Annotated in this window: 17 protein-coding genes; 9 read left to right on the top strand and 8 right to left on the bottom strand. The window is 68.7% G+C overall.

Features of this window, described 5'->3' with window-relative positions:
• Nucleotide 1 precedes the first annotated feature (1 nt).
• Nucleotides 2-1,198 carry an ABC transporter substrate-binding protein gene (locus ACSFBE_RS12390; RefSeq protein WP_435490692.1) on the bottom strand — a complete coding sequence of 399 codons (1,197 nt, stop codon included), beginning with the start codon at nucleotides 1,196-1,198 and terminating at the stop codon, nucleotides 2-4.
• A gap of 240 nt (nucleotides 1,199-1,438) precedes the next feature.
• Here ACSFBE_RS12390 and ACSFBE_RS12385 point away from each other — a divergent pair, with 240 nt between their 5' ends.
• Genes ACSFBE_RS12385 through ACSFBE_RS12375 form a run of 3 tightly spaced genes read left to right on the top strand, consistent with a single transcriptional unit; the run spans nucleotide 1,439 to nucleotide 3,487 of the window.
• Nucleotides 1,439-1,870, top strand: coding sequence for a nuclear transport factor 2 family protein (locus ACSFBE_RS12385; protein WP_435490691.1), 432 nt, complete (start codon nucleotides 1,439-1,441; stop codon nucleotides 1,868-1,870).
• Between the two features lie 10 nt (nucleotides 1,871-1,880).
• On the top strand, nucleotides 1,881-2,804 hold the full coding sequence (locus tag ACSFBE_RS12380) for a polysaccharide deacetylase family protein (RefSeq protein ID WP_435490690.1): 924 nt from the start codon (nucleotides 1,881-1,883) through the stop codon (nucleotides 2,802-2,804).
• Nucleotides 2,801-3,487 (top strand): GntR family transcriptional regulator, encoded by a 687-nt coding sequence (locus ACSFBE_RS12375; RefSeq protein WP_435490689.1) that lies wholly within the window; start codon nucleotides 2,801-2,803, stop codon nucleotides 3,485-3,487. Before ACSFBE_RS12380 ends, ACSFBE_RS12375 begins: the two co-directional genes overlap by 4 nt.
• Nucleotides 3,488-3,499: 12 nt before the next feature.
• Here ACSFBE_RS12375 and ACSFBE_RS12370 read toward each other — a convergent pair whose 3' ends face one another.
• The 4 genes from ACSFBE_RS12370 to ACSFBE_RS12355 form a co-directional block, all read right to left on the bottom strand.
• Nucleotides 3,500-4,126, bottom strand: coding sequence for a YitT family protein (locus ACSFBE_RS12370; RefSeq protein WP_435490688.1), 627 nt, complete (start codon nucleotides 4,124-4,126; stop codon nucleotides 3,500-3,502).
• Between the two features lie 73 nt (nucleotides 4,127-4,199).
• Complete coding sequence (locus ACSFBE_RS12365; RefSeq protein ID WP_435490687.1) at nucleotides 4,200-6,068, bottom strand: potassium transporter Kup; 1,869 nt, start codon at nucleotides 6,066-6,068, stop codon at nucleotides 4,200-4,202.
• Nucleotides 6,069-6,213: 145 nt separating this feature from the next.
• Entirely contained in the window at nucleotides 6,214-7,509 is a 1,296-nt protein-coding gene (gene gshA, locus ACSFBE_RS12360; protein ID WP_435490686.1) for a glutamate--cysteine ligase, read from the bottom strand.
• A 111-nt stretch (nucleotides 7,510-7,620) separates the two neighbouring features.
• Nucleotides 7,621-8,916 carry a glutamate-5-semialdehyde dehydrogenase gene (locus ACSFBE_RS12355; protein WP_435490685.1) on the bottom strand — a complete coding sequence of 432 codons (1,296 nt, stop codon included), beginning with the start codon at nucleotides 8,914-8,916 and terminating at the stop codon, nucleotides 7,621-7,623.
• Between the two features lie 388 nt (nucleotides 8,917-9,304).
• On the opposite strand from ACSFBE_RS12355, the gene ACSFBE_RS12350 reads away from it, so the two are divergent.
• From ACSFBE_RS12350 to ACSFBE_RS12330, 5 genes are read left to right on the top strand one after another with little or no spacing between them, the layout of a single operon-like run.
• Nucleotides 9,305-10,996 carry a galactose oxidase early set domain-containing protein gene (locus ACSFBE_RS12350; RefSeq protein ID WP_435490684.1) on the top strand — a complete coding sequence of 564 codons (1,692 nt, stop codon included), beginning with the start codon at nucleotides 9,305-9,307 and terminating at the stop codon, nucleotides 10,994-10,996.
• Nucleotides 10,997-11,031: 35 nt separating this feature from the next.
• Entirely contained in the window at nucleotides 11,032-13,020 is a 1,989-nt protein-coding gene (locus tag ACSFBE_RS12345) for a galactose oxidase early set domain-containing protein (RefSeq protein WP_435490683.1), read from the top strand.
• Nucleotides 13,021-13,024: 4 nt separating this feature from the next.
• Nucleotides 13,025-13,522, top strand: coding sequence for a hypothetical protein (locus ACSFBE_RS12340; RefSeq protein ID WP_435490682.1), 498 nt, complete (start codon nucleotides 13,025-13,027; stop codon nucleotides 13,520-13,522).
• Nucleotides 13,519-14,133: an SCO family protein gene (locus ACSFBE_RS12335; protein WP_435490681.1), complete on the top strand. Its 615-nt coding sequence runs from the start codon at nucleotides 13,519-13,521 to the stop codon at nucleotides 14,131-14,133. Before ACSFBE_RS12340 ends, ACSFBE_RS12335 begins: the two co-directional genes overlap by 4 nt.
• A gap of 53 nt (nucleotides 14,134-14,186) precedes the next feature.
• On the top strand, nucleotides 14,187-16,127 hold the full coding sequence (locus ACSFBE_RS12330; protein ID WP_435490680.1) for a galactose oxidase-like domain-containing protein: 1,941 nt from the start codon (nucleotides 14,187-14,189) through the stop codon (nucleotides 16,125-16,127).
• Nucleotides 16,128-16,152: 25 nt separating this feature from the next.
• Here ACSFBE_RS12330 and holA read toward each other — a convergent pair whose 3' ends face one another.
• From holA to leuS, 3 genes are read right to left on the bottom strand one after another with little or no spacing between them, the layout of a single operon-like run.
• The gene (holA, locus tag ACSFBE_RS12325) at nucleotides 16,153-17,205 is read right to left on the bottom strand and encodes a DNA polymerase III subunit delta (protein WP_435490679.1); all 1,053 of its coding nucleotides are present in this window, start codon (nucleotides 17,203-17,205) and stop codon (nucleotides 16,153-16,155) included.
• Nucleotides 17,206-17,217: 12 nt separating this feature from the next.
• Entirely contained in the window at nucleotides 17,218-17,730 is a 513-nt protein-coding gene (locus ACSFBE_RS12320; protein ID WP_435490678.1) for an LPS-assembly lipoprotein LptE, read from the bottom strand.
• An 11-nt stretch (nucleotides 17,731-17,741) separates the two neighbouring features.
• Nucleotides 17,742-20,387, bottom strand: coding sequence for a leucine--tRNA ligase (leuS, locus tag ACSFBE_RS12315; protein ID WP_435490677.1), 2,646 nt, complete (start codon nucleotides 20,385-20,387; stop codon nucleotides 17,742-17,744).
• 128 nt (nucleotides 20,388-20,515) lie between these two features.
• On the opposite strand from leuS, the gene glgX reads away from it, so the two are divergent.
• Complete coding sequence (gene glgX, locus ACSFBE_RS12310) at nucleotides 20,516-22,585, top strand: glycogen debranching protein GlgX (RefSeq protein WP_435490740.1); 2,070 nt, start codon at nucleotides 20,516-20,518, stop codon at nucleotides 22,583-22,585.
• The last annotated feature ends 20 nt before the right edge of the window (nucleotides 22,586-22,605 follow it).

Here is a 22,605-nt window from a genome sequence, read left to right as displayed (position 1 = left end):
TTTACTTCGCAGCGACCATGCCCACGGGCAGGATGCGGTTGTCGATGAACTGCGCCCACACGTAATCGCTGGCGGTCACGGCGTCGTGCACGGTCGGCGAGAAGGGCTTGTCGTAGGTCTTGATCAGGCCGTCGTACTTGCCGATCTTGTAGAAGCCCTGGCGCACCGCGTCGCCGTCGGTCGAGCCGGCGGCCGCGATGGCGAACGCGGCGAGCTGCATGCCGTCGTAGGCGTTGGCCACGCCCACCGCCGGCGTGATGTCGTCCGGGCCCTTGATAGCCGGGTACTTGGCCTTGAGCGCGGCGATCACCTTTTCGCCCACCGGCGACTGCTTGCCGAAGAAGCTGTAGGTCTGCACGAAGTGCACGCTCTTGGCCGAAGGGCCGGCGAGCTCGGTGAAGCGGCCGCCGGCCGGACCCCAGTGCGACACGATCGGCACCTGCCAGCCCATGCGGTCGAGCGACTTCACCACCTGCGCCGACGGGCCGACGTTGCCGACCATGAAGAGCGTGTCGGCACCGGCCGCCTTCAGGCGCGTGAGCTGCGGCACCACGTCGACATCGCTGCCCTCGAACTTCTCGACACCCACGGCCTTCAAGCCCTTGGCGGCCAAGGCGGCCTGCAGGCCCTTCTCGTTCGATTCGCCCCACGGGTTGTTCACAAGGATCATCCCGAACTTGCTCGACTTGAAGTTCTTCTGCGCGTAGTCGAGCATGCCCACGTTGACGATCTCGTCGACCGCCGACACGCGGAAGGCGAAGTTGGGGTTGGCGCCGTTCTTGGTGATCGGCGTGCCCGCGGCCCACGGGCCCATGAAGGGCGTCTTCTCCTGGTTGGCGATCGGCACGATGGCCATCGACACCGGCGTGTCGAGCCCGCCGAACAGCACGGCGACCTTCTCCTTGAAGATCAGTTCGCGCGCGGCTACCACGCCCTTGGCGGGGTTGGCCTCGTCGTCGCGGCGCACCAGTTCGAGCTGGCGGCCGCCGAGCAGGCCGCCCTTGGCGTTGATCTCGTCGATGGCCACGGTGAGGCCGCGCGTGATGGCTTCACCTGCCAGCGCCGACTGGCCCGACAAGGCCGTCACCAGGCCGATCTTGATGGGCTCGGCGGCAAGCGCCGCGCCCGATGTCAGGCAGGCGGCCGCAGCGGCCAGGCAGAGCGTGCGACGGTTGAAGCGCAAGGTGAAGCGGGTCATGGAGAAGCTCCTGAAAACGAAATGGATGAGGCTGACGTGGAATGACGCACCCAAGTCGGTGCATCGAAGGCGCGCCGAGTCGGCGTTGACCAAGCGGATGCAAAGCGCGTGCCAAGTCGACAATTTATTCAAATAATTGTCGACAATCCAAAAGCATCGAGTCGACAATCGGCACGGGACTTGCTGCACCGACGTACACCGACCGGCCATGCACCACGCTGGCCCCTGATGGAGAAAACAATGAACACCACCCGCCCGACCGACGCACCGGCGATCGCCGACCCCGCCGCCGTGGTCGACGAATTCCTGCGCCTCGTGATGATTCCCGACCCGGCCGCTGCGTCGCGCTACACGGCGCCGGACATCCGCATCCGTTTCACCGGCAACCGCCCGATGACGCAGCCCGGCGACACCTCGGCCTTCAATGCCAAACGCTATGCCTGGGTGAAGAAGAAGATCGAGCGCACCGAGGTGGTGGCCGGCGGCACGCCTGACGAGACCGTGGTCTACAGCCTGGGCACACTCTACGGCGCCTGGCCCGATGGCGAGGCCTTCGAAAGCAACCGCTATGTCGACCGCTACGTGGTGCGCCACGGCCTCATCACGCAGATGGACGTGTGGAACGACAGCGCCGAGTGGTTGATGGTGCGCGCCGGTCTGGCGACCCTGTGAAAATCGCCGCATGACGACACGCTGGCCGGATCGGCTCCCCGCGCACGACCGCTTCGGCTACCAACCCATCACGCGGCGCCCCGACCACGTGTGGCCCAACGGCGCACGGCTGGCGGTGTACCTGGGCTTCAACATCGAGCACTTCGCCTTCGGCGACGGCCTGGGCGCCAACATCGGCCCGGCTTCGCCGCAGCCCGACGTGCTCAACCACGGCTGGCGCGAGTACGGCAACCGCGTGGGCGCCTGGCGCTGCCTCGAGCTGTTCGACACGCTCGGCCTGCCGACCGGCGCGCTCATCAACACGGCCCTCTACGACCATTGCCCGGAACTGGTGCAGGCCTGCGTGGCGCGCGGCGACGAGCTCATCGGCCACGGCCACAGCAACGCCGAGCGGCAAGGCTTGCTCGACGAGGAGCACGAGCGCGCACTGCTGGTGCGCTGCCGCGAGCGCATGCAGCGCGAAAGCGGGCAGACGCCGACCGGTTGGCTGTCGCCCTGGATTTCCGAGACGAACCTGACGCCCGACCTGCTGGCCGAGACCGGCTACGGCTACACGCTCAACTGGTGCCACGACGACCAGCCGGTGCGCATGCGCACCCGGGGTGGCGGCTCGCTGTGGTCGGTGCCGTATCCGCAGGAGCTCAACGACATCCCGATGATCGTCGGCCGCCTGATGGACGCGAAGGACTTCACCGCCATGGTGATCGACAACTTCGACGAGATGCGCGAGCAGTCGCGCGCGCAGTCGCTAGTGATGGGGCTCGCACTGCATCCGTACATCGTCGGACAGCCGTACCGGCTGCGGCACCTGCGCACGGCATTGCAGCACCTCGCCCGCGCGCGGGACCGTGGCGAGGTGTGGTTCACCACGCCGGGCGCGATCGCCGCGCACATGCAACAGCTGGCGGTGGAACGTCCGGGCGAATTCGCATGACAGCCGACAGCAAGGACGACGACGTCGAAGAGCGCATCTACCGCTCCGTCTTCGAAGGCGTGACCAACCAGCGGCTGGCGCCCGGCACCAAGCTGCCCGAGGCCTCGCTGTGCGAACTCTTCGGCGTGAGCCGCGCGCTGGTGCGCAAGGTGCTGCAGCGGCTGGCGCACGACCACATCGTCGAACTGCGGCCGAACCGCGGCGCCATTGTCGCCATGCCCTCGCCGGAAGAGACGCGGCAGATTTTCGAGGCACGGCGGGCCCTGGAGGCCGCCCTCGTGCGCATGGCGGTGCGCAACGCGAAGAAGGCCGACATCGCCGAACTGCGCCGCCACCTCAAGGAAGAGCACGCCGCGATGCACTGCTACGCGCAGCCCGAATGGGCGCGGCTGGCGAGCAGCTTCCACCTGCGCGTGGCGCAGCTCGCGCGCAACCCGATCCTGGAGCGCTACCTGACGGAGCTGATGTCGCGCTGCTCGCTCATCGTGGCGCTGTACGAGCCGCCCGGCAATGCGTCCTGCGAGCACGAGGAACATGCCGAGGTGGTCGACGCCATCGCGCGCGGCGACGCCGACACGGCGGTGCGGCTGATGGAAGAACACCTGCTGGTGCTCGAGCGGAACATCGCGCTCGACCGCCCGGCGTCGGAGCGCAGCCTGGGCCAGATGCTCGGCCTGGGCTGAGCCTGCGAACGGCTACATCGCCATGTAGCGCCCGGGCTTGTGGTTGACCGCGAGAAACACGCTCATCACCACCGCCGCCAGCACCGAGTACAGCACCCGGCTGGGCTCGATGACGAGGAAGGCCAGCGCGACGATGCTGCAATCGATGCCCATCTGCACCTTGCCGGCGCGCCAGCCGTGCTTTTCCTGCATGTAGAGCGACACGATCGTCGCGCCGCCCAGGCTGCCGCGGTGGCGCGCGAGGAACAGGCAACCCGCGCCCAGCAGCAGCCCGCCGAGCACCGCGGCGTAGGCCGGATGCAGCCGGTCGATGGCGAAGAGCGAAGGCGACCATTCGGTCATCGCCGACAGCAGGGTGATCGCGACGAAGGTCTTGAGCGTGAACTCGCGTCCCATGCGCACCCACGCGAAGCCGTAGAAGGGCAGGTTGATCAGAAAGAACAGCTTGCCGAAGCTGACGCCGGTGACGTAGTGCAGCAGGAAGGCGAGGCCTGCGGCGCCGCCGGTCAGCAGGCCGACCTGGTTGAACAGGATGAGCGCCAGCGACACGAACAGGGTGCCGGCGAAGATCGCCTGGGCGTCCTCGAAATGGCTATGGCGCAGGCTGGGCATGGGGGGGGCGGTGGCGGGGTGGTGCATGGTGGGGCGACAGGACGGGCCTGCCACACCCCAAGCACAAAGCTTGCCGCCACCGTGCGGCGGCACGGCGCCCTCAGATCTCGATCTTCGAACCCAGCTCGACCACCGCGTTGTTCGGCAGATTGAGGAAGTTCGCTGCACCGCTGGCGTTGTGGTGCATCTGGGCGAAGAGCTTCTCGCGCCACGGCGCCATGCCGCTGCCCAGCGTCGGGATCACGACGTCGCGCGACAGGAAATAGCTGGTCGTCATCGGCTCGAGCTGGCAGCCGCGCAGCCGCGCGTTCTCGAGCGCACGCGGCAGGTCGATGTCGTTCTTGAAGCCGTAATGCACGATCACCTGCCAGCAGTGGTGGCCCAGCGCCTCCATCTCGATGCGCTTGTCCATGGGAATCCACGGCACCTCGTGGTTGCGCACGGTGACGAACAGGTTCTGCTCGTGCAGCACCTTGTTGTGCTTGAGGTTGTGCAGCAGCGCGTTGGGCACGTTGCCCGGTTCGGCGGTCAGGAAGACGGCGGTGCCGTCGACGCGCGCGGGCGGGCTCACGAACACCGCATCGAGGAAGCCGCGCAGGTCGAGTGCGTCGGCGCGCTGCGTCTCGCCCATCAGGCGCCGCCCTTCCTTCCACGTGATCATGAGCGTGAAGACGCCGCCGCCGATGACCAGCGGGAACCAGCCGCCTTCGAAAAGCTTGAGCAGATTGGAGGCGAAGAAGGCGAAGTCGATCAGGAAGAAAACGCCGGTCGCCCCGATGCACAACAACAGCGGCAGCTTCCAGGCGTAGCGGATCACGAAGAAGGTCAGCACGGTGGTGATCAGCATGTCGGTGGTCACGGCGATGCCGTAGGCCGCAGCCAGGCTGCTCGACGAACGGAACATGACCACCGCCAGCACGATGGCGACGAACAGGCCCCAGTTAACGAAGGGAATGTAGATCTGCCCGGCGGAACGCACGCTGGTGTGTTCGATGTTCAACCGCGGCAGGTAGCCGAGCTGGATGACCTGCCGCGTGACGCTGAAGGCGCCGGTGATGAGCGCCTGCGACGCGATCACCGTCGCCAGGGTCGCCAGCAGCACCAGCGGAACGAGCGCCCATTCGGGCGCCATCATGAAGAAAGGGTTCTTCACCGCTTCCGGGTTCTCGAGCAGCAGCGCGCCCTGGCCGAAGTAGTTGAGCATGAGCGCGGGCATCACCACCGAGAACCACGCGATGCGGATCGGGCCCTTGCCGAAATGGCCCAGGTCGGCATAGAGCGCCTCGGCACCGGTGACGCACAACACCGTGGCCCCGAGCACGATGAAGCTCGTGACCGGGTTGTCCCAGATGAAGCGCAAGGCGTAGTGGGGGCTGGCCGCCTTCAGGATTTCCGGGTGGCCGATGATCTGCCACACGCCCAGGACCGCGAGCGCCGCGAACCAGGCCAGCGTGATCGGGCCGAAGAACTTGCCGATGCCCGCGGTGCCGCGCTTTTGCACCGCGAACAGGAAGAACAGCACGACGAGCGTCAACGGAATGACGTAGTGCTTGAAGTGCGGCGACACGATCTCCAGGCCTTCGATGGCCGACAGCACGGAGATGGCCGGCGTGATCACGCCGTCGCCATAGAACAGGGAGGTGCCGAAGATGCCCACCACCAGCAGCACACTGCGGATGCGCGGCTTGTCGGCCACGGCGCGCGAGGCCAGCGCCAGCATGGCGACCAGCCCGCCCTCGCCTTCGTTGTCGGCACGCAGCACCAACACCACGTACTTGAGCGACACGATGATCGTCAGCGTCCAGAAGAACATCGACAGGATGCCGTAGACGTTGTCGGTCGTGAAGGGCACGTGGCCATGCCCGAACACCTCCTTGACGGCATACAGCACACTGGTGCCGATGTCGCCATAGACGACGCCGACGGCGCCGATGATGAGGGCGGCGGAAGAATTTTTTGAAACTGACACGAACGCGGGGAGCGGGGCTGCGGTGCCTGGGCGCTGCGCACACGCGGGGAGCGTGACTGCAGCGCGCGCCCCGCCCTGGTTTCCGTTTGCTTTGGGGACGGCTATTCTGCCTTCAAGGCACAAGCCCGCAAGCGGCGAAAATGTGCTATTCGTAGACTTCGGCGTCCGGGTCGGTCGCCTCGAGCTCGTAGCTCGCAGCCACCATCGCCAGTCGACCGATCACGCCGTACATGTAGAAGCGGTTGGGCGCGCTGGCACCCGGCTTGGCGCCGGGTTGCGGCAGGTGCGCGCTGTCGGAAAAAGCCAACGGAACGAAGCTCGCACCCGGCGACTTCAGGCTTTCGTCCGTGCCGCGGTCGGCGTGCACCCGGTAGAAGCCGCCCACCACGTAGCGGTCCATCATGTAGACCACCGGCTCGGCCACACCGTCGTGCACGCGCTCGTTGGTCAGCACGCCTTCCTGGATGATCAGGTCCATCAACGCCGGGGCACTGCCCTTGGTGCTGGTCTGGCTGTGCGCCTGGGCGCTCAGGGCCGCGACCTCGCGCGCATCGCGCACGGTCATCACGCTGGTGCCGCCGGGGCCGCTGTCGGCCTTGACGACCACGAATGGCTTCTCGTTGATGCCGTATTCCTTGTACTTGCGCCGCACCTTGGTGAGCATTGCGTCGGCGTGGCTGGTGATCAGGTCGACTCCGACGCCTTCGCCCAGGTTCACGCCCTCGGCCAGGCTCGACATCGGATTGATCAGCCAGGGGTCGATGCCCAGCAGCTTGCCGAAGCGCTTGGAGATCTCCTCGTAGCTGCGGAAGTGGTTGCTCTTGCGGCGCACCGACCAGCCCGCATGCACCGGCGGCAGCAGATACTGCTCGTGCAGGTCCTCGACGATGCCGGGCGTGCCCGCCGACAGGTCGTTGTTCATCAGGATCGTGCAGGGGTCGAAGTTCTTGATGCCCAGGCGGCGCTTGGTGCGCACCACGGGCTCGAGCGTGACCGTGTCGCCATTGGGCAGCTCGATCTTCTTGGGCGACTTGATGGCCGGGTCGATGGAGCCCACGCGCACGTTCAGCCCGGCCATGTGGAAGATGCGCACCAGCTGCGCGATGTTTGCCAGATAGAAGGTGTTGCGCGAATGGTTTTCCGGGATGACGAGCAGGTTGCGCGCCTCCGGGCAGATCTTCTCGATGGCGGCCTGCGCCGCCTGCACGGCCAGCGGCAGCATCTGCTGCGTCAGGTTGTTCCAGCCGCCGGGGAAGAGGTTGGTGTCGACCGGCGCCAGCTTGAAGCCGGCGTTGCGAATGTCGACCGAGCTGTAGAAGGGCGGCGTGTGCTCCATCCATTCCAGCCGGAACCAGCGCTCGATCGCCGGGGTGGAATCCAGGATGCGCTGTTCGAGTTCGTTGATCGGGCCGTTCAGGGCGGTGACGAGATGGGGGACCATGCGGGCGGCCTTCTTATGCGATTTCTGCAGAAAGTAGACTGGAATTGTAGGATTTGGGGCCACCCACCCCGATGACAAGCCGAAAACACAGCGTTTCCGGCGTCGCACCCCTCAGCTGCGGATTTCGCCCTGGCCCAGCACCACGTATTTGAGCGAGGTCAGGCCCTCGATGCCCACCGGACCGCGTGCGTGGAATTTGTCGGTGCTGATGCCGATCTCGGCGCCCAAGCCGAACTCGAAGCCATCCGCGAAGCGCGTGCTCGCATTCACCATGACGCTAGCCGAGTCGACTTCGCGCAGGAAGCGCTGGGCGTTGATGTGGTCGCGCGTGATGATCGCATCGGTGTGGTGACTCGAATAGCGGTTGATGTGCGCGATGGCTTCGTCCACGCCCTCCACCACCTTGATGCTGATCACCGCCGCCAGGTATTCCTCCGACCAGTCCGACTCGACCGCATCGACGATCGTCCCCGTCTCGCCGTGCAGCGCGCCCTCGGCCCGCAGGATGCGCGCGGCCGCTGCATCGCAGCGCATCTCGACGCCCTTGGCCGCGAACACCGCACCGATCTCGGGCAGGAACAGCTCGGCCACCGAGGCCGCCACCAGCAGGCCTTCGGCCGCGTTGCAGGGGCTGTACTTCTGGGTCTTGGCGTTGTCGACCACTCTGAGCGCCATGTCCAGCGGCGCGCTGTCGTCGACGTAGACGTGGCAGTTGCCGTCGAGGTGCTTGATGACCGGCACCTTGGCCTCGCGGCTGATGCGCTCGATCAGGCCCTTGCCGCCGCGCGGGATGATCACGTCGACGAACTGCGGCATGGCGATGAGCTGGCCCACCGCCTCGCGGTCGGTGGTCTGCACCAGCTGCACCGCGTCGACCGGCAGGCCGGCTTCGGCCAGTGAGGCCGACACCAGCTCGGCCAGCGCCTTGTTCGACTCGATGGCTTCCGAGCCACCGCGCAGGATGGCGGCGTTGCCGCTCTTGATCGCCAGGCTCGCCGCCTCGATCGTCACGTTGGGCCGGCTCTCGTAGATCATGCCGAAGACGCCGATCGGCACCCGCATCTGACCCACGCGGATGCCGCTGGGCTGCTGCTTCATGCCGCTGATCTCGCCGATCACGTCGGGCATGGCGGCGAGCTGCTCGCACCCCAGCGCCACGGTGTCGATGACCTTCGGCGTGAGCTTGAGGCGGTCGACCATCGGTGCCGACAGGCCGGCCGCGGTCGCGCGCTCGATGTCGCGCGCATTGGCCGGTGCCAGGTCGGCGGCGCTCTCGCGCAGGCGGCGGGCCAGCGCCTTCAAGGCCTTGTTCTTGGTCGCGGCGTCCGCCTTGGCCATCAGGGCCGAGGCGGCCTTGGCTTGCAGCCCGAGGGTCTGCATGTATTCCGAGAGATTCAGCGCATTCATCCACACATTTTGCCGTGCTCGGCGGCGGCCGGGCTTGCAAAGGCTGATTTCGGTGACTAGCCTGCCCCTTGTCACACATTAAGCCGAAAGAATTCATATGAAGACGTTCCGACCACGGGCGCTGGCGCTTGCCTGCGCGACACTTTCCCTTTTGACCGCCTGCGGAGGCGGTGGTGGCGGTGGCGAATCCGCCGGCGCGCCGGCCGGCGGATCCGGCAGCGGTACCGAGGTGCTGCCGCCGCCGTCGCCAGCCCCATCGCCCGCACCGTCCCCCTCTCCGTCTCCGTCTCCGTCTCCGTCGCCTTCGCCCTCACCGGCCCCTGCTCCCGCCCCCCAGGCCGCCACACTCCTGAGCCCCAGCGCGCCCAGCAAGCTCGGTGGCGCGAGCGTGACCTTCGACTGGACGGCCAGCGGCGCGGACGCCTACCGGCTCACGGTCGAGCGGCCCGGCACCACCGCCCCGCTGTTCGACGGCACGACCACCGACACGCACCTCGCCGTCGCCGGGCTGCCGGTCGATGGCGGTGAATTGATTGCCCGCCTGCAGACCCGCCACGGCGACACCTGGCTCCCTGCCGTGGACTATCGCTTCACCGCGGCCGGCTACACCGCCGCGCAGTCGACCGCCGCGGCCAAGCCCTGGACCGACCCGATCGCGCTGCCACTGGTGCCGGCATCGGCGGCCAACCTGCCCGACGGCAAGATCCTGATCTGGTCGGCGCGCGCCCCCACATATTTCGGTCCTGGCCCCGAAAGCACGGCGACCTACACCTCGGTGTTCGATCCGGTCGAAAAGAAGGCGACTGCGGCCACCGCGATCAACCCCGGCCACGAGATGTTCTGCGAAGGTCTCAGCATGCTGGCCGACGGCGGCATCATGGTGTCGGGCGGCAACGATGCGGGCCAGACCTCGCTCTACGACACCACGACGGGCAAATGGACGAGGAGCGCGACGCTGAATGTGCCGCGGGCCTACAACGCCAGCACCACGATGTCCGACGGCTCGGTCTTCACGGTCGGCGGTTCATGGAGCGGCGGACAGGGCGGCAAGGTCGGCGAGGTCTGGTCGGTCACCAACAAGACCTGGCGCACGCTGGCCGGCGTGCCGGCGAACATGCCGGACGCCAGCAACGTGGCCGACCCGCCGCTCAACGGATCCGACGGCCGAGGCGTCTACCGCGCCGACAACCACATGTGGTTGTTCGGCCAGGCGGACGGCTGGGTGTTCCAGGCCGGACCGAGTGCCGCAATGCACTGGATCGACACGCGCGGCAAGGGCGCGATCATCCAGGCCGGCCCGCGCGGCGACGACGCCTACGCCATGACCGGCAGCGCCGTGATGTACGACACCGGCAAGATCCTCAAGCTGGGCGGCGCGCCCAACCATGACTGGGGGGAGGCTTTCAAGAGCGCCTACATCATCGACATCAACGCCGGACCGCCCAAGCCCGCGACGGTGCGCAAGGTCGCGCCGCTGGCCTATGGCCGCACCTTCCTGAACAGCGTGGTGCTGCCGAACGGCGAAGTGATCGTCGTCGGCGGCCAGACGCAGCCCGTGGGCTTTTCGGACGCATACGGCGTGCTGGCGGCGGAGCTGTGGAACCCCATCACCGAGACGTTCATCACGCTGCCGGCCATGAAGACGGCCCGCAACTATCACAGCACCGCGCTGCTGCTGATGGACGGCCGCGTGATGTCGGGCGGTGGTGGCCTATGCAACTGCGCCGGCGACCACGCCGACGCAGAGATCTACACACCCCCCTATCTGCTCGCGCCCGACGGCTCGCCCGCGCCGCGCCCGGCACTCACCGCCGCGCCCGCGAAAGCGACGTGGGGCGACACCATCGCGGTCAAGACCGATCGCGCGGTGAGCCGCTTCGCGCTGGTGCGCATGGCGTCGACGACGCATTCGGTGAACACCGACCAACGGCGCATTCCGGTCAGCTTCACCGGCAGCGCGGGCGACTACGCACTCTCGATTCCGTCCGATCGCGGGATGCTGCTCACCGGCAACTACATGCTCTTCGCACTCGACGCCCAGGGCGTGCCCAGCGTCGCGCGCACCGTGAACATCCGCTGAGCAGTAGCGACGACCTCCACGCCGAAGGAATTCATATGAAGTCGTTCCGACCACGGACGCGGGCGCTCGCCTGCGCCACGCTTGCCTTCTTGGCCGCCTGCGGTGGCGGTGGTGGCGAATCCGCCGGTGCGCCGGCCGGATCCGGCAGCGCGAACACGCCAGCGCCCGGCCCCAGCCCCGGTCCCGCACCGGCCCCTGCTCCTGCTCCTGCTCCTGCGCCCGAGCCGGCCGTCCAAGCCGCAGCCCTCCGCAACCCGAGCGCGCCCAGCAAGCTGACCGGCGCAAGCGTGGTCTTCGACTGGGCCGACACCGGCGCCGACGCCTACCGACTGACGGTCGAACAGGCCGGTGCGACGGCCCCCTTGTTCGACAGCACGATCAGCGGCACGAACGTTGCCGTCACCGGACTGCCGGTCGACGGAAGCGCGTTGCGTGTGCGGCTCCAAACCCGCCACGGCGACACCTGGCTCCCAGCGGCCGAGTACCGCTTCACGGCCGCCGGCTACACCGCCGCGCAATCGACCGCGGCCACCAAGCCCTGGACCGAGCCGATCGCGCTGCCCCTGATACCCGTGTCGGCGGCCAACCTGCCCGACGGCAAGCTCCTGCTGTGGGCGGCGGGCAGTCCCGTCGGCTACAACATGAACATCGGGCTGGCGACGTACACCACCGTGTTCGATCCGGCCAGCGGCACCGCCACGCCGACCGTTACGATCAATTCGGGCCAGGAGATGTTCTGCGAGGGGCTCAGCATGCTGGCCGATGGCGGCATCCTGGTCAGCGGCGGCAGCGACGCCGGCAAGACCTCGCGCTTCGACCCGCAAAAAGGCAGTTGGTCGGCGGTGGGCACGCTCAACATCCCGCGGGGCTACAACGCCAGCACGACGATGTCGGACGGCAGCGTGTTCACCGTCGGTGGCTCCTGGAACGGCGCCTCGCCCGGCGGCAAGTACGGTGAGCTGTGGTCGGCCTCGACGCAGACCTGGCGCACGCTGAGCGATGTGCCTGCCGACATGCCGCCCATGGCCAACATCATCATCGACGCCAACAACAACCCCACCTTCAACGCCAACGTCAACGACCCGCTGGCCGGGCCCGATGTAGGCAACTATTACCGCGCGGACAACCACATGTGGTTGTTCGGTGCGGCCGACGGCTGGGTCTTCCACGCCGGCCCGAGCGCGGCCATGCACTGGATCGACACGCGCGGCAACGGCAAGATCATCCCGGCCGGCCTGCGCGGCGACGACGCCTACGCCATGACGGGCGGCGCCGTGATGTACGACGCCTACAAGATCCTCAAGTTGGCCGGCTCGCCGTCGCACGATTGGGGCATCCCGCTGAAGACGGCCTACAGCATCGACATCTCCGGCGCAGCGCCGAAGCCCCCGACGGTGCGCAAGCTGGCACCCCTGGCCTACGGTCGCGCGTTCTCGAGCAGCGTGGTGCTGCCCAGCGGCGAGGTGGTGGTCATCGGCGGCGTGACGCTGCACGGCCCCACGCCGGACGACTTCTCGGTTCTCACGCCCGAGATCTGGAACCCGGCCACCGAAACCTTCACCCCGCTCCAGCCGATGAAGATGCCGCGCAACTACCACAGCGTCGCACTGCTGCTGATGGACGGGCGGGTGCTGGCCGGCGGTGGCGGGCTGTGCGGCATCGGCTGCGCGGCCAACCATCCCGACGCCGAAATCCTGACGCCGCCGTATCTGCTGACACCGGAAGGCGCCCCGGCACCACGCCCTGCGATTTCGCAGGCCCCGGGGCGTGCGGCCCCGGGCGATGTGATCGCGGTCCAGACCGACCGGGCGGTGGCCCACTTCGCGCTCGTGCGCATGGCGTCCGCCACCCACACGGTCAACACCGACCAGCGCCGCATCCCGCTCACGGCGACGGGGGGCGATGGCGACTACCGCCTGGCGATTCCATCGGACCGCGGTCTGGTCATCCCCGGCAACTACATGCTCTTCGCACTCGACGCTCAGGGCGTGCCCAGCGTCGCACGCACCGTCAACATCCGCTGACGCCATGCCGAAGAAACAAGCGCACGGATCGGGGCGCCGACGCGCCGCGCGCACGGTCGTCGCCGTGGTCGTGATCGCCCTGCTGCTGTCGGCGGCAGCCGCCGTCGGGGTCGCATGCTGGGTGACAGGGGCCGAGGCGCGCGGCGCGCGGCTGTTCGACGGCCGCGAGCCGCTCACCGCCACGCTGGCGGGCCACGCGACACCCTTGCCGGCCCAGACGGCGCGATGCAGCCAGTGCCATGCCGGCCCGGCCACGCCGAATGCCGCCAACAACTGGCCGGCACTGCCCGGGCCGCCGCTCGACGGCCAGCACCTGCGCGCCGCCCTGTCGCGTCGGGGCGGGCCGCCCGTCGCCTATGGCCTGGCCACCTTCTGCCGCACCTTGCGTGAGGGCATCGATCCGGCGCACGTGATGCTGCCGCGAACCATGCCGCGCTTCGACATCGACGACAGGCGCTGCGAGGCGCTCTGGACCCACCTCACCGGCAACAACACCCCATGACCACACCCTTCCTCCTTTCCATGGCACCGCTGGCGGGCCCTTGCGCGCTCCGCCGGCGCCTGCTGACAGCCGCAGGGCTGGCCCTGCTGGCCGCCCCTGCGCACCGGGCCCTGGCCGCCGGCATGGGGCCGATTCGACCGCGGCGCGCACCACCGACTGCGCGGCTGCTGCGGCACGACGGCCGATCGATCACGCTCGCGGAGCAATTGAGCGGCCGCTTCACCGCCGTCCAGCTGATGTTCACCGGCTGCAGTGCGATCTGCCCCTTGCAAGGGGCGCTGTTCGCGTCCTTGCAGGCGCGCCTGTCGGCGCAGGCCATCACCGATGTGCAGTTGCTGTCGCTGAGCATCGACCCGCTCGGCGATTCGCCCCAGGCCTTGAACGCCTGGCGCGAACGCTACGGTGCGGGCCCGCGCTGGAGCGCGGCCGCCCCCGCCGTCCCCGACCTCGACAAGCTGCTCGACCTGCTCGGCCCCGCGGGGGCCAGCGTGGGCGACCGCCACACCACCGAGGTCCACCTGTTCGATCGCGAGGGTCGCCTCGCCTGGCGCACCAGCGGTCTGCCGCCTCTGGACGAGATCGGTGGCGCCTTGCAGCGGCTGCGCGGCTGACCGCCACGCGCAGCCTTCACCCCTGTTTCCTTTCATCCCCACAAAGGTTTTTCATGAAACCCTCCTTGCCGCCCTTCCCACGCCGCGCGCTCCTGCTTTTCGCGCCTGCGCTCTGGCTCTCCGCGTGCGGCGGTGGCGGTAGTGGAGACGACGGCGCGTCCGTGCCATCGAGCGGCACCGCCCCCGTGCCCGCCCCCTCGCCCACCGTCCCGACCGAAACACCGCCGCCGGCGGTGGCCCAGGCCGCGAAGCTGCTCAGCCCACCCGGTGACAGCAAGCTCGACGGGGCCAGCGTGCGGTTCGCCTGGGACGCCGCGGATGGCGATGCCTACGGGCTGCGCATCGAATCCACCGCCTCGGCGACGGCGCTGTACGACAACGTCGTGACCGGCCAGAGCGTCACGGTCCCCGACCTGCCGACCCAGGGTGAAGTCCTCACCGTCATACTGAGAACCCGCAAGGACGGCGTCTGGCTGGCGCCCGCCACCTACCGCTTCGTCGCTGCCGGCTACACGCCACTGCAATCCAGCGCCGCGCAGCAGTCCTGGACGGCGCCCATCGCCTTGCCGCTGGTCCCGGCGGCGGCCGCCAACCTGCCCGATGGCAAGCTCCTGCTGTGGGCAGCCGGCAGCCCTGACGGCCTCGGCGGGCTGAACATCAGCGGCCAAACGTTCACGGCGGTCTTCGATCCGGCCACGCAGACGGCCACCGCCCGCATGGCGACCGAAACCGGCCACGACATGGTGTGCCCCGGCATCAGCATGCTGGCCGACGGCAGCTACCTGGTCACCGGCGGCTGGGACAGCGGCAAGAGCACGCGCTACGACCCGAGCCTCAGCGGCTGGGTCGGCGCGGCGTCAATGAACATCGCGCGCGGCTACCAGTCGAGCACCACCATGGCCGACGGCTCCGTGTTCCTGGTCGGCGGCTCCTGGAGTGGCCTCGCGCTCGGCGGCAAGTACGGCGAGCTCTGGTCGGCCTTGACGCAGACCTGGCGCACGCTGAACGGCGTGCCCGCAGAGATACCGTCACCGTCCAATGCGAGCAACCCGCCCCTGGCCGGGCCGGATGCCGGCGGCTACTTTCGCGCCGACAACCACATGTGGCTGTTCGGCGGTGCAGACGGCTGGGTTTTCCACGCCGGCCCGAGTGCGGCCATGCACTGGATCGACACCAAGGGCGACGGCCGGATCGTGCAGGCCGGCCCGCGCGACGACGATGCCTACGCCATGACCGGCGGCGCCGTGATGTACGACGCCTACAAGATCCTCAAGCTGGCCGGCTCGCCGGGGCACGATTACGGCATTCCGCACAAGACGGCCTACAGCATCGACATCTCGGCCGGCGCGCCGCATCCGCCGGTGGTGCGCAAGCTGGCGCCCCTGGCCTACGGCCGCACGTTCTCGAACAGCGTGGTGTTGCCCACGGGCGAGGTGGTGGTCATCGGCGGCATGACCCTGCACGGCTCCACGCCGGACGACTTCTCGGTGCTCACACCCGAGATCTGGAACCCGGCCACCGAAACCTTCACCCCGCTGCAGCCGATGAAGGTGCCGCGCAACTACCACAGCGTCGCACTGCTGCTGATGGACGGGCGGGTGCTGGCCGGCGGTGGCGGGCTGTGCGGCACCGGCTGTGCGGCCAACCATCCCGACGCGGAAATCCTGACGCCGCCGTATCTGCTGACGCCGGAAGGCACACCGGCACCACGCCCTGCGATTTCGCAGGCCCCGGGGCGTGCGGCCCCGGGCGATGTGATCGCGGTCCAGACCGACCGGGCGGTGGCCCGCTTTGCGCTCGTGCGCATGGCATCCGCCACCCACTCGGTCAACACCGACCAGCGCCGCATCCCGCTCGCGGCGACCGGCGGCGAGGGCGACTACCGCCTGGCGATTCCATCGGACCGCGGTCTGGTCATTCCCGGCAACTACATGCTCTTCGCACTCGATGCCCAGGGCGTGCCGAGCATCGCGCGAACGATCAATATCCGCTGACCGAGGGCCGCCTACGCCCTACGCCCTACGCCTTGGCGCAGGCCCGGCAGAGCATCAGCGCCAGCCGCTGCAGCGCCTGCCAGCCGCTGGCGGGCCAGTCGGGTTGCTTCAGGCCCTTGACGATGCCGTCGACGGTGTGCGCCGCCTTCAGCAGACGCGCCAGCGCGCGGTCGTCGAGCCGGGGCAGCACCCGCTCGAAGGCTTGCTCCTTGGCACCCCAGATGCGGTTCTCGCGCAGCGCCATCGGCAGCGGGCGGCCGGCGCTCATCGCGTCGCGCACCCGCTTCAGGGCACGGATGTCCTCGGCCAGCGTGTAGTGCACCAGCACCTCGGCCTCGCCCTCGGCGCGCAGGCCGTCGAGCATGCGCGCCACCCGCACCGGGTTGCCGGCCAGCACCGCGTCGGACAGCTTGAAGACGTCGTAGCGCGCCACGTTGTTGACCGCCGCCTCGACCTGTTCCCAACCCAGCTCGCCGGCCGGGTGCAGCAGCGCGAGTTTCTGGATTTCCTGATGTGCCGCCAGCAGATTGCCTTCGACGCGGTCGGCGAAGAACTGCAGCGTGCGCTGGCCTTCCTCGCCGCCCTTCACGCGCTGGCCCTGCAGCGCCAGCCGCTGCGCGATCCACTGGGGCAGCGCAGCGCGCTCGACCGGGTCGACCTGCAGGCTGACACCGTTGTTCTCGAGTGCGGTGAACCAGGCACCGGTGCGCGTGGCGCGGTCCAGGCGCGGCAGCAGCACCAGCGTGAGGGTGCTGTCGTTGCCGGCTGCGCCCTCTGCGATCTGCTGCAGCGCGGCGCTGCCGTCCTTGCCCGGCTTGCCCGAAGGGATGCGGACCTCGACGATCTGCTTGTCTGCGAACAGCGAGAGCGAACCGCCCGCTGCCAGCACCGCGCTCCAGTCGAAGTGCGCGCCGGCCACCGTGTACGAACTGCGCTCGGTGTAGCCCTGTGTGCGCGCGGTGGCGCGAATCGCGTCGGCGGCCTCCTGCGCCAGCAGCGGCTCGTCGCCATGGATCGTGTAGAGCGAGCGCAGTCCCTTGCCGAGATGCGCCTGCAGCTGTGCGGCCGCCAATTGCATGCCGGTGCGGGCCTAGAGTTCCTTGACCGCCGCCAGCCGCCGCAGCATCTGCTGCGCGACGTCGTTCTGCATGTCTCGGTAGAGCAGCTCCGATTCGCCTTCCTTGGCGAGCGCGTTGGTCTCGCTGTAGGTCAGGTCGCGCTTTTGCGAGATGTCCGCGACCAGCAATTCCTTGCCGGCCTGTGTGCGCAGACGGAAGCGCACGGTGAGCCGCAGTTCCAGCTCGCGCACCTCGCCAGCGGCATTGGTCGACAGCACGATGCGCTCGCGGTTCTCGCCGAGGATGTCGAGTACCGCTTCGGCGTCCTTGGCGCGCTCGGGCGGCACGAGTTCCACCGTGCCGGCGGCCGCGATGTTGCGCCGCAGGTAGACGGTGAAGGCCGAGCGACCGGGCAGCGACAGGCTCTTGAAGGCGAAGACCGGCGCCTTGCGCAGCTCGAAGCCACAGCCGGCGAGAACGGCAAGGCCGGCCAGCGCAGAGCCGGTGGCGAGAAAGCGGCGGCGGGAAGCAGTTTTGTTGTTCATTCGTTCAGCGCTCAGAGCACCACATTGACGAGTCGGCCCGGCACCACGATCACGCGCTTGGGCGCGGCACCCTGCGCGTGCAGCGCGAAATCGTCACTCGCCAGCGTGAGCGCCTCGATCTCGTCTTTCGACGCGCCGGCCGGCACCACCACCTTGCCGCGCAGCTTGCCGTTGATCTGCAGCATGAGTTCGATCTCGTCCTGCACCAGCGCGGCCGTGTCGACCGTCGGCCAGAGCGCGTCGAGCAGTTCGCCGAAGGCTTCGACGTAGCCCAGTTGCGACCACAGTTGCTGCGCGATGTGCGGCGTGGCCGGGTACAGCACGCGCAGCAGGATGCCGAAGCCTTCGCGGAGCGCAGCGGCATCGCCCGGGGCGCCGGTGGCCTTGAAGCCTTCGAGCGCGTTGAGCAGCTTCATCGCGCCCGACACCACCGTGTTGTATTGCATGCGCTGGTAGTCGTAGTCGACCTGGCGCAGCACGCTGTGCACCTCGCGGCGCAGCGTCTTGGCATCCTTGCCGAATTCGGTCGCCGCGCCGGCCTTCGGCGCCGCCTGCAGCGCCACGCCGAAGTTCCACACGCGGCGCAGGAAGCGCGAGCTGCCTTCGACGGCCGCGTCGTTCCATTCCAGCGTGGCTTCGGGCGGCGCGGTGAACATGGTGTACAGGCGCGCGGTGTCGGCGCCGTACTTCTCGATCAGGTCCTGCGGGTCGACGCCGTTGCGTTCGCTCTTGCCCATCTTGCCGACGCCGCCGTACTCGACCGATGAGCCGTCGGCCAGCGTGCCGCCGACGATGCGGCCCTGCGCGTCGAGCACCGGCGTGACCTCCAGCGGCGGGAAGTAGTCCTTGCCGCCCGACGGGCCGCGCCGGTAGTAGATGTGGTTGAGCACCATGCCCTGCGTCAGCAGCTTGGCGAAGGGCTCGTCGCAGCTCACCAGGCCCAGGTCGCGCATGACCTTGGTCCAGAAGCGCGCGTACAGCAGGTGAAGGATGGCGTGTTCGATGCCGCCGATGTACTGGTCCATCGGCATCCAGTACTTCGCGCCCTCGCCGACCATCGCCTGGTCGTTCTTGGGGTCGCAGTAGCGCATGAAGTACCAGGACGAATCGACGAAGGTGTCCATCGTGTCGGTCTCGCGGCGCGCGGGCTTGCCGCACACGGGGCAGACGACGCCGGCGTGGAAGCCTTCGTGCTTGAGCAATGGGTTGCCGGAGCCGTCGGGCACGCAGTCGGTCGGCAGCACGACCGGCAGGTCCTTCTCCGGCACGGGCACCGCGCCGTGCTCGTCGCAATGGATGATCGGGATCGGCGTGCCCCAGTAGCGCTGGCGGCTCACGCCCCAGTCGCGCAGGCGCCAGGTGGTCTTCAGTTCGCCCAGGCCCTTCTGTTCGAGCGCATGCGCCACCGCAGCCACGGCCTCTTTGAAGGACATGCCGCTGAAATTGTCGGAATTGATGGTCACGCCGTGCGTCTTGTCGGCGTACCAGTCCTGCCAGCGGTGGTAATCGAAGTGCGGCTCGCCGTCGACCAGCACCACCTGGAGGATCTCGATGCCGTATTTGTTGGCGAAGGCGAAGTCGCGCTCGTCGTGCGCCGGCACACCCATCACCGCACCGTCGCCGTAGCTCATCAGCACGTAGTTGCCGACCCACACCGGCACCTGCTCCTCGGTGATCGGATGCAGCACCGTGAGGCCGGTCGGCACGCCCTTCTTCTCCTGCGTGGCGAGCTCGGCCTCGGTGGTGCCGCCGGCCTTGGCTTCGGCGATGAAGGCCGCGACCTTGGGGTCGCTCTTGGCGGCGTGCAGCGCCAGCGGATGCTCCGGCGCCACGGCGCAGAAGGTCACGCCCATGATGGTGTCGGCACGCGTCGTGAAGACGTACAGGTGGCCGTCCTGGATCGCCTGGCCGTCATCGCCCCGGATGTCGTGCGTGAAGGCGAAGCGCACGCCCTCGCTCTTGCCGATCCAGTTCTCCTGCATCAGCTTCACACGCTCGGGCCAGCCCGGCAGCTTGTGCTGGGTGTGCTCGAGCAGTTCGGGGGCGTAGTCGCTGATCTTCAGGTAGTAGCCCGGAATCTCGCGGCGCTCGACCGTCGCGCCGGTGCGCCAGCCCTTGCCGTCGATCACCTGCTCGTTGGCCAGCACCGTCATGTCGACCGGGTCCCAGTTGACGACCTGGGTCTTGCGGTAGGCGATGCCCTTCTCGAGCATTTTCAGGAACAGCCACTGGTTCCACTTGTAGTAGGCCGGATCGCAGGTCGCGACCTCTCGGCTCCAGTCGATCGCCAGGCCCATCGCCTGGAGCTGGCCGCGCATGTAGTCGATGTTCTCGTAGGTCCACTTGGCCGGCGGCACGCCGTTCTTGAGCGCCGCGTTCTCGGCCGGCAGGCCGAAGGCGTCCCAGCCCATGGGCATGAGCACGTTGTAGCCCGACATGCGCAGGTAGCGCGTGAGCATGTCGTTGATGGTGTAGTTGCGCACATGGCCCATGTGCAGCTTGCCGCTGGGGTAGGGCAGCATCGAGCACGCGTAGTACTTCTTCTTGGGATTGCCCCGCGCGTCACGCGCGTTTTCGATGACACGGTAAGCGTCGGACGCGGTCCAGTGAGCCTGGGCGGCGGACTCGACGTCGGCGGGTTGGTAGCTGGGATTCATGAGGCTTTGCAACGGCCCGGCGCTCGGTCGGCCGGGGAATGCGGATTATCGCGGCTGCGGCGCCGAGCGGCGGCCGGGCGGACTTGATGCCCCATTTCGCGTGCACAATGAAAACGACACCCCACGACATGCTGACCGCCGGCCTCCCTTTCCCACTGGGCGCGACCCCCGATCGACAGGGCATCAACTTCGCCCTCGCCGCGCCGCACGCCACCCGCGTCGAGCTGTGCCTGTTCGATGCCGCCGGTGCCGGCGAACAGCAGCGCCTGCCGTTGCCGGCCTGCACCGACGGCGTCTGGCACGGCCACTTTCCCGGCGCGCAGCCCGGCCTGGTCTACGGCTTCCGGGTGCACGGCCCGTGGGCGCCCCACGACGGCCTGCGCTTCAACCCCGCCAAGGTGCTGCTCGATCCCTATGCCCGGGAGATCGTCGGCCGCTACGACGGCGGCGACCTGTTCCTCGGCCACGCGCCCGGCGCGCCCGCCCAGCGGGACACGCGCGACAACGCCGCCGTCGCCCTGAAAGCGCGCGTGGCGGCCGCACTCGCGCCCCTCACCACGCCACGCCCGCGCATCGCCGCGAGCGACCGCGTCCTCTATGAGCTGCATGTGCGCGGCCAGACGCGCCGGCATCCCGACGTGCCCGAGGCACTGCGCGGCAGCTACGCCGGCCTGGCCGAACCGGCGGTGCTCGACCATCTGCAGCAGCTGGGCGTCACCACGCTCAGCCTGATGCCGGTGCAGCACCGGGCCGATGAAGAGCGGCTGCTGAAGATGGGGCTCTCCAACTACTGGGGCTACACCACCATCGGCTGGTTCGCGCCCGAGGCGCGCTACTGGAGCGGCCGACCGGGCACCACGCCGGCCGGCGAATTCCGCGCCCTGGCTGACGCGGTGCACGCTCGCGGCATGGAACTGGTGATCGACGTGGTCTACAACCACAGCGCCGAGACCGACGAGCTCGGCCCGACGTTGTCGATGCGCGGCATCGACAACGCGCTGTACTACCACCTGCGCCCGGACGACCGCGCGCGCTACGAGAACTGGACCGGCTGCGGCAACTGCCTGAACTTCGCCGAGCCGCGCGTGGTGCAGCTGGCGATGGACAGCCTGCGCCACTGGGTCACGACGCTCGGGGTGGACGGCTTTCGCTTCGACCTGGCGCCGGTGCTGGCGCGCCGGGTTGGCGGCGGCTTCGATCCGCGGGCGCCCTTCCTCGCCGCGATCGCCCAGGACCCGGTGCTCTCGCGTGCGCTGCTGATCGCCGAGCCCTGGGACATCGGCCCCGGCGGCTACCAGCTCGGCCAATTCCCGCCGGGCTGGCTCGAGTGGAACGACCGCTACCGCGACACCCAGCGCAGCTTCTGGCTGCGCCACGGCGCCGGCCTGGGCGACTTCGCCCACCGGTTCACCGCCTCGAGCACGCCGTTCCGGCATGCCGGCCGGGCGCCGACGGCGAGCGTGAACTTCATCACCGCGCACGACGGCTTCACCCTGCGCGACCTGGTCAGCTACAACGAGCGGCACAACCTCGCCAACGGCGAGGGCAACCGCGACGGCAGCGGCAACAACCTGAGCTGGAACGGCGGCGTCGAGGGCGAGACCGACGATCCGGCGGTTCTGGCCCGGCGCGCCCGTCTGCAGCGGGTGCTGCTGGCCACCTTGCTGCTGTCGCAGGGCACGCCGATGCTGCTGGCCGGCGACGAACTGGGCCACACCCAGCAGGGCAACAACAACGCCTACTGCCAGGACAACGAGACCACCTGGCTCGACTGGACCGGCGCGGACGTGGCCTTGCAGCGCTACGTCGCCCGACTGCTGGCGCTGCGACGCGAGGCGGCGCCCTTGCGCAGCGCCTGCTGGTGGCCGGCCGATAGCGGGCCGCAGTCCACCGCCCTGCACTGGCTGTGTCCGGAGGGCAGCGCCATGGCAGCGGCGAACTGGGAACGCGACGATCGCGGCGCGCTGATGGTGTTGTTCGACGGCCCGAAGGCCGGCATGGCATGGCTCCTGCTCGTGCATGCCGGCACCGATGCGATCGACTTCAGCCTGCCGACCGGCCCCTGGCTGCGGCGGTTGGCGAGCGACGACGCCGAAGCGCCGCCGCGGCGCCTCGGCCCGACCGAGACGGTGCCACCCGCAGCGTTGTGGCTGGCGCAGCGGGTGCGCGAAGACGATGCCGGTGCTACGCTGCCCTGACGACCCTCAAACGCGGAAAG

It is taken from the genome of Variovorax sucrosi (genome assembly GCF_051216635.1).
GTDB lineage: Bacteria > Pseudomonadota > Gammaproteobacteria > Burkholderiales > Burkholderiaceae_C > Variovorax.
This window is presented reverse-complemented; position numbering and strand designations above follow the sequence as displayed.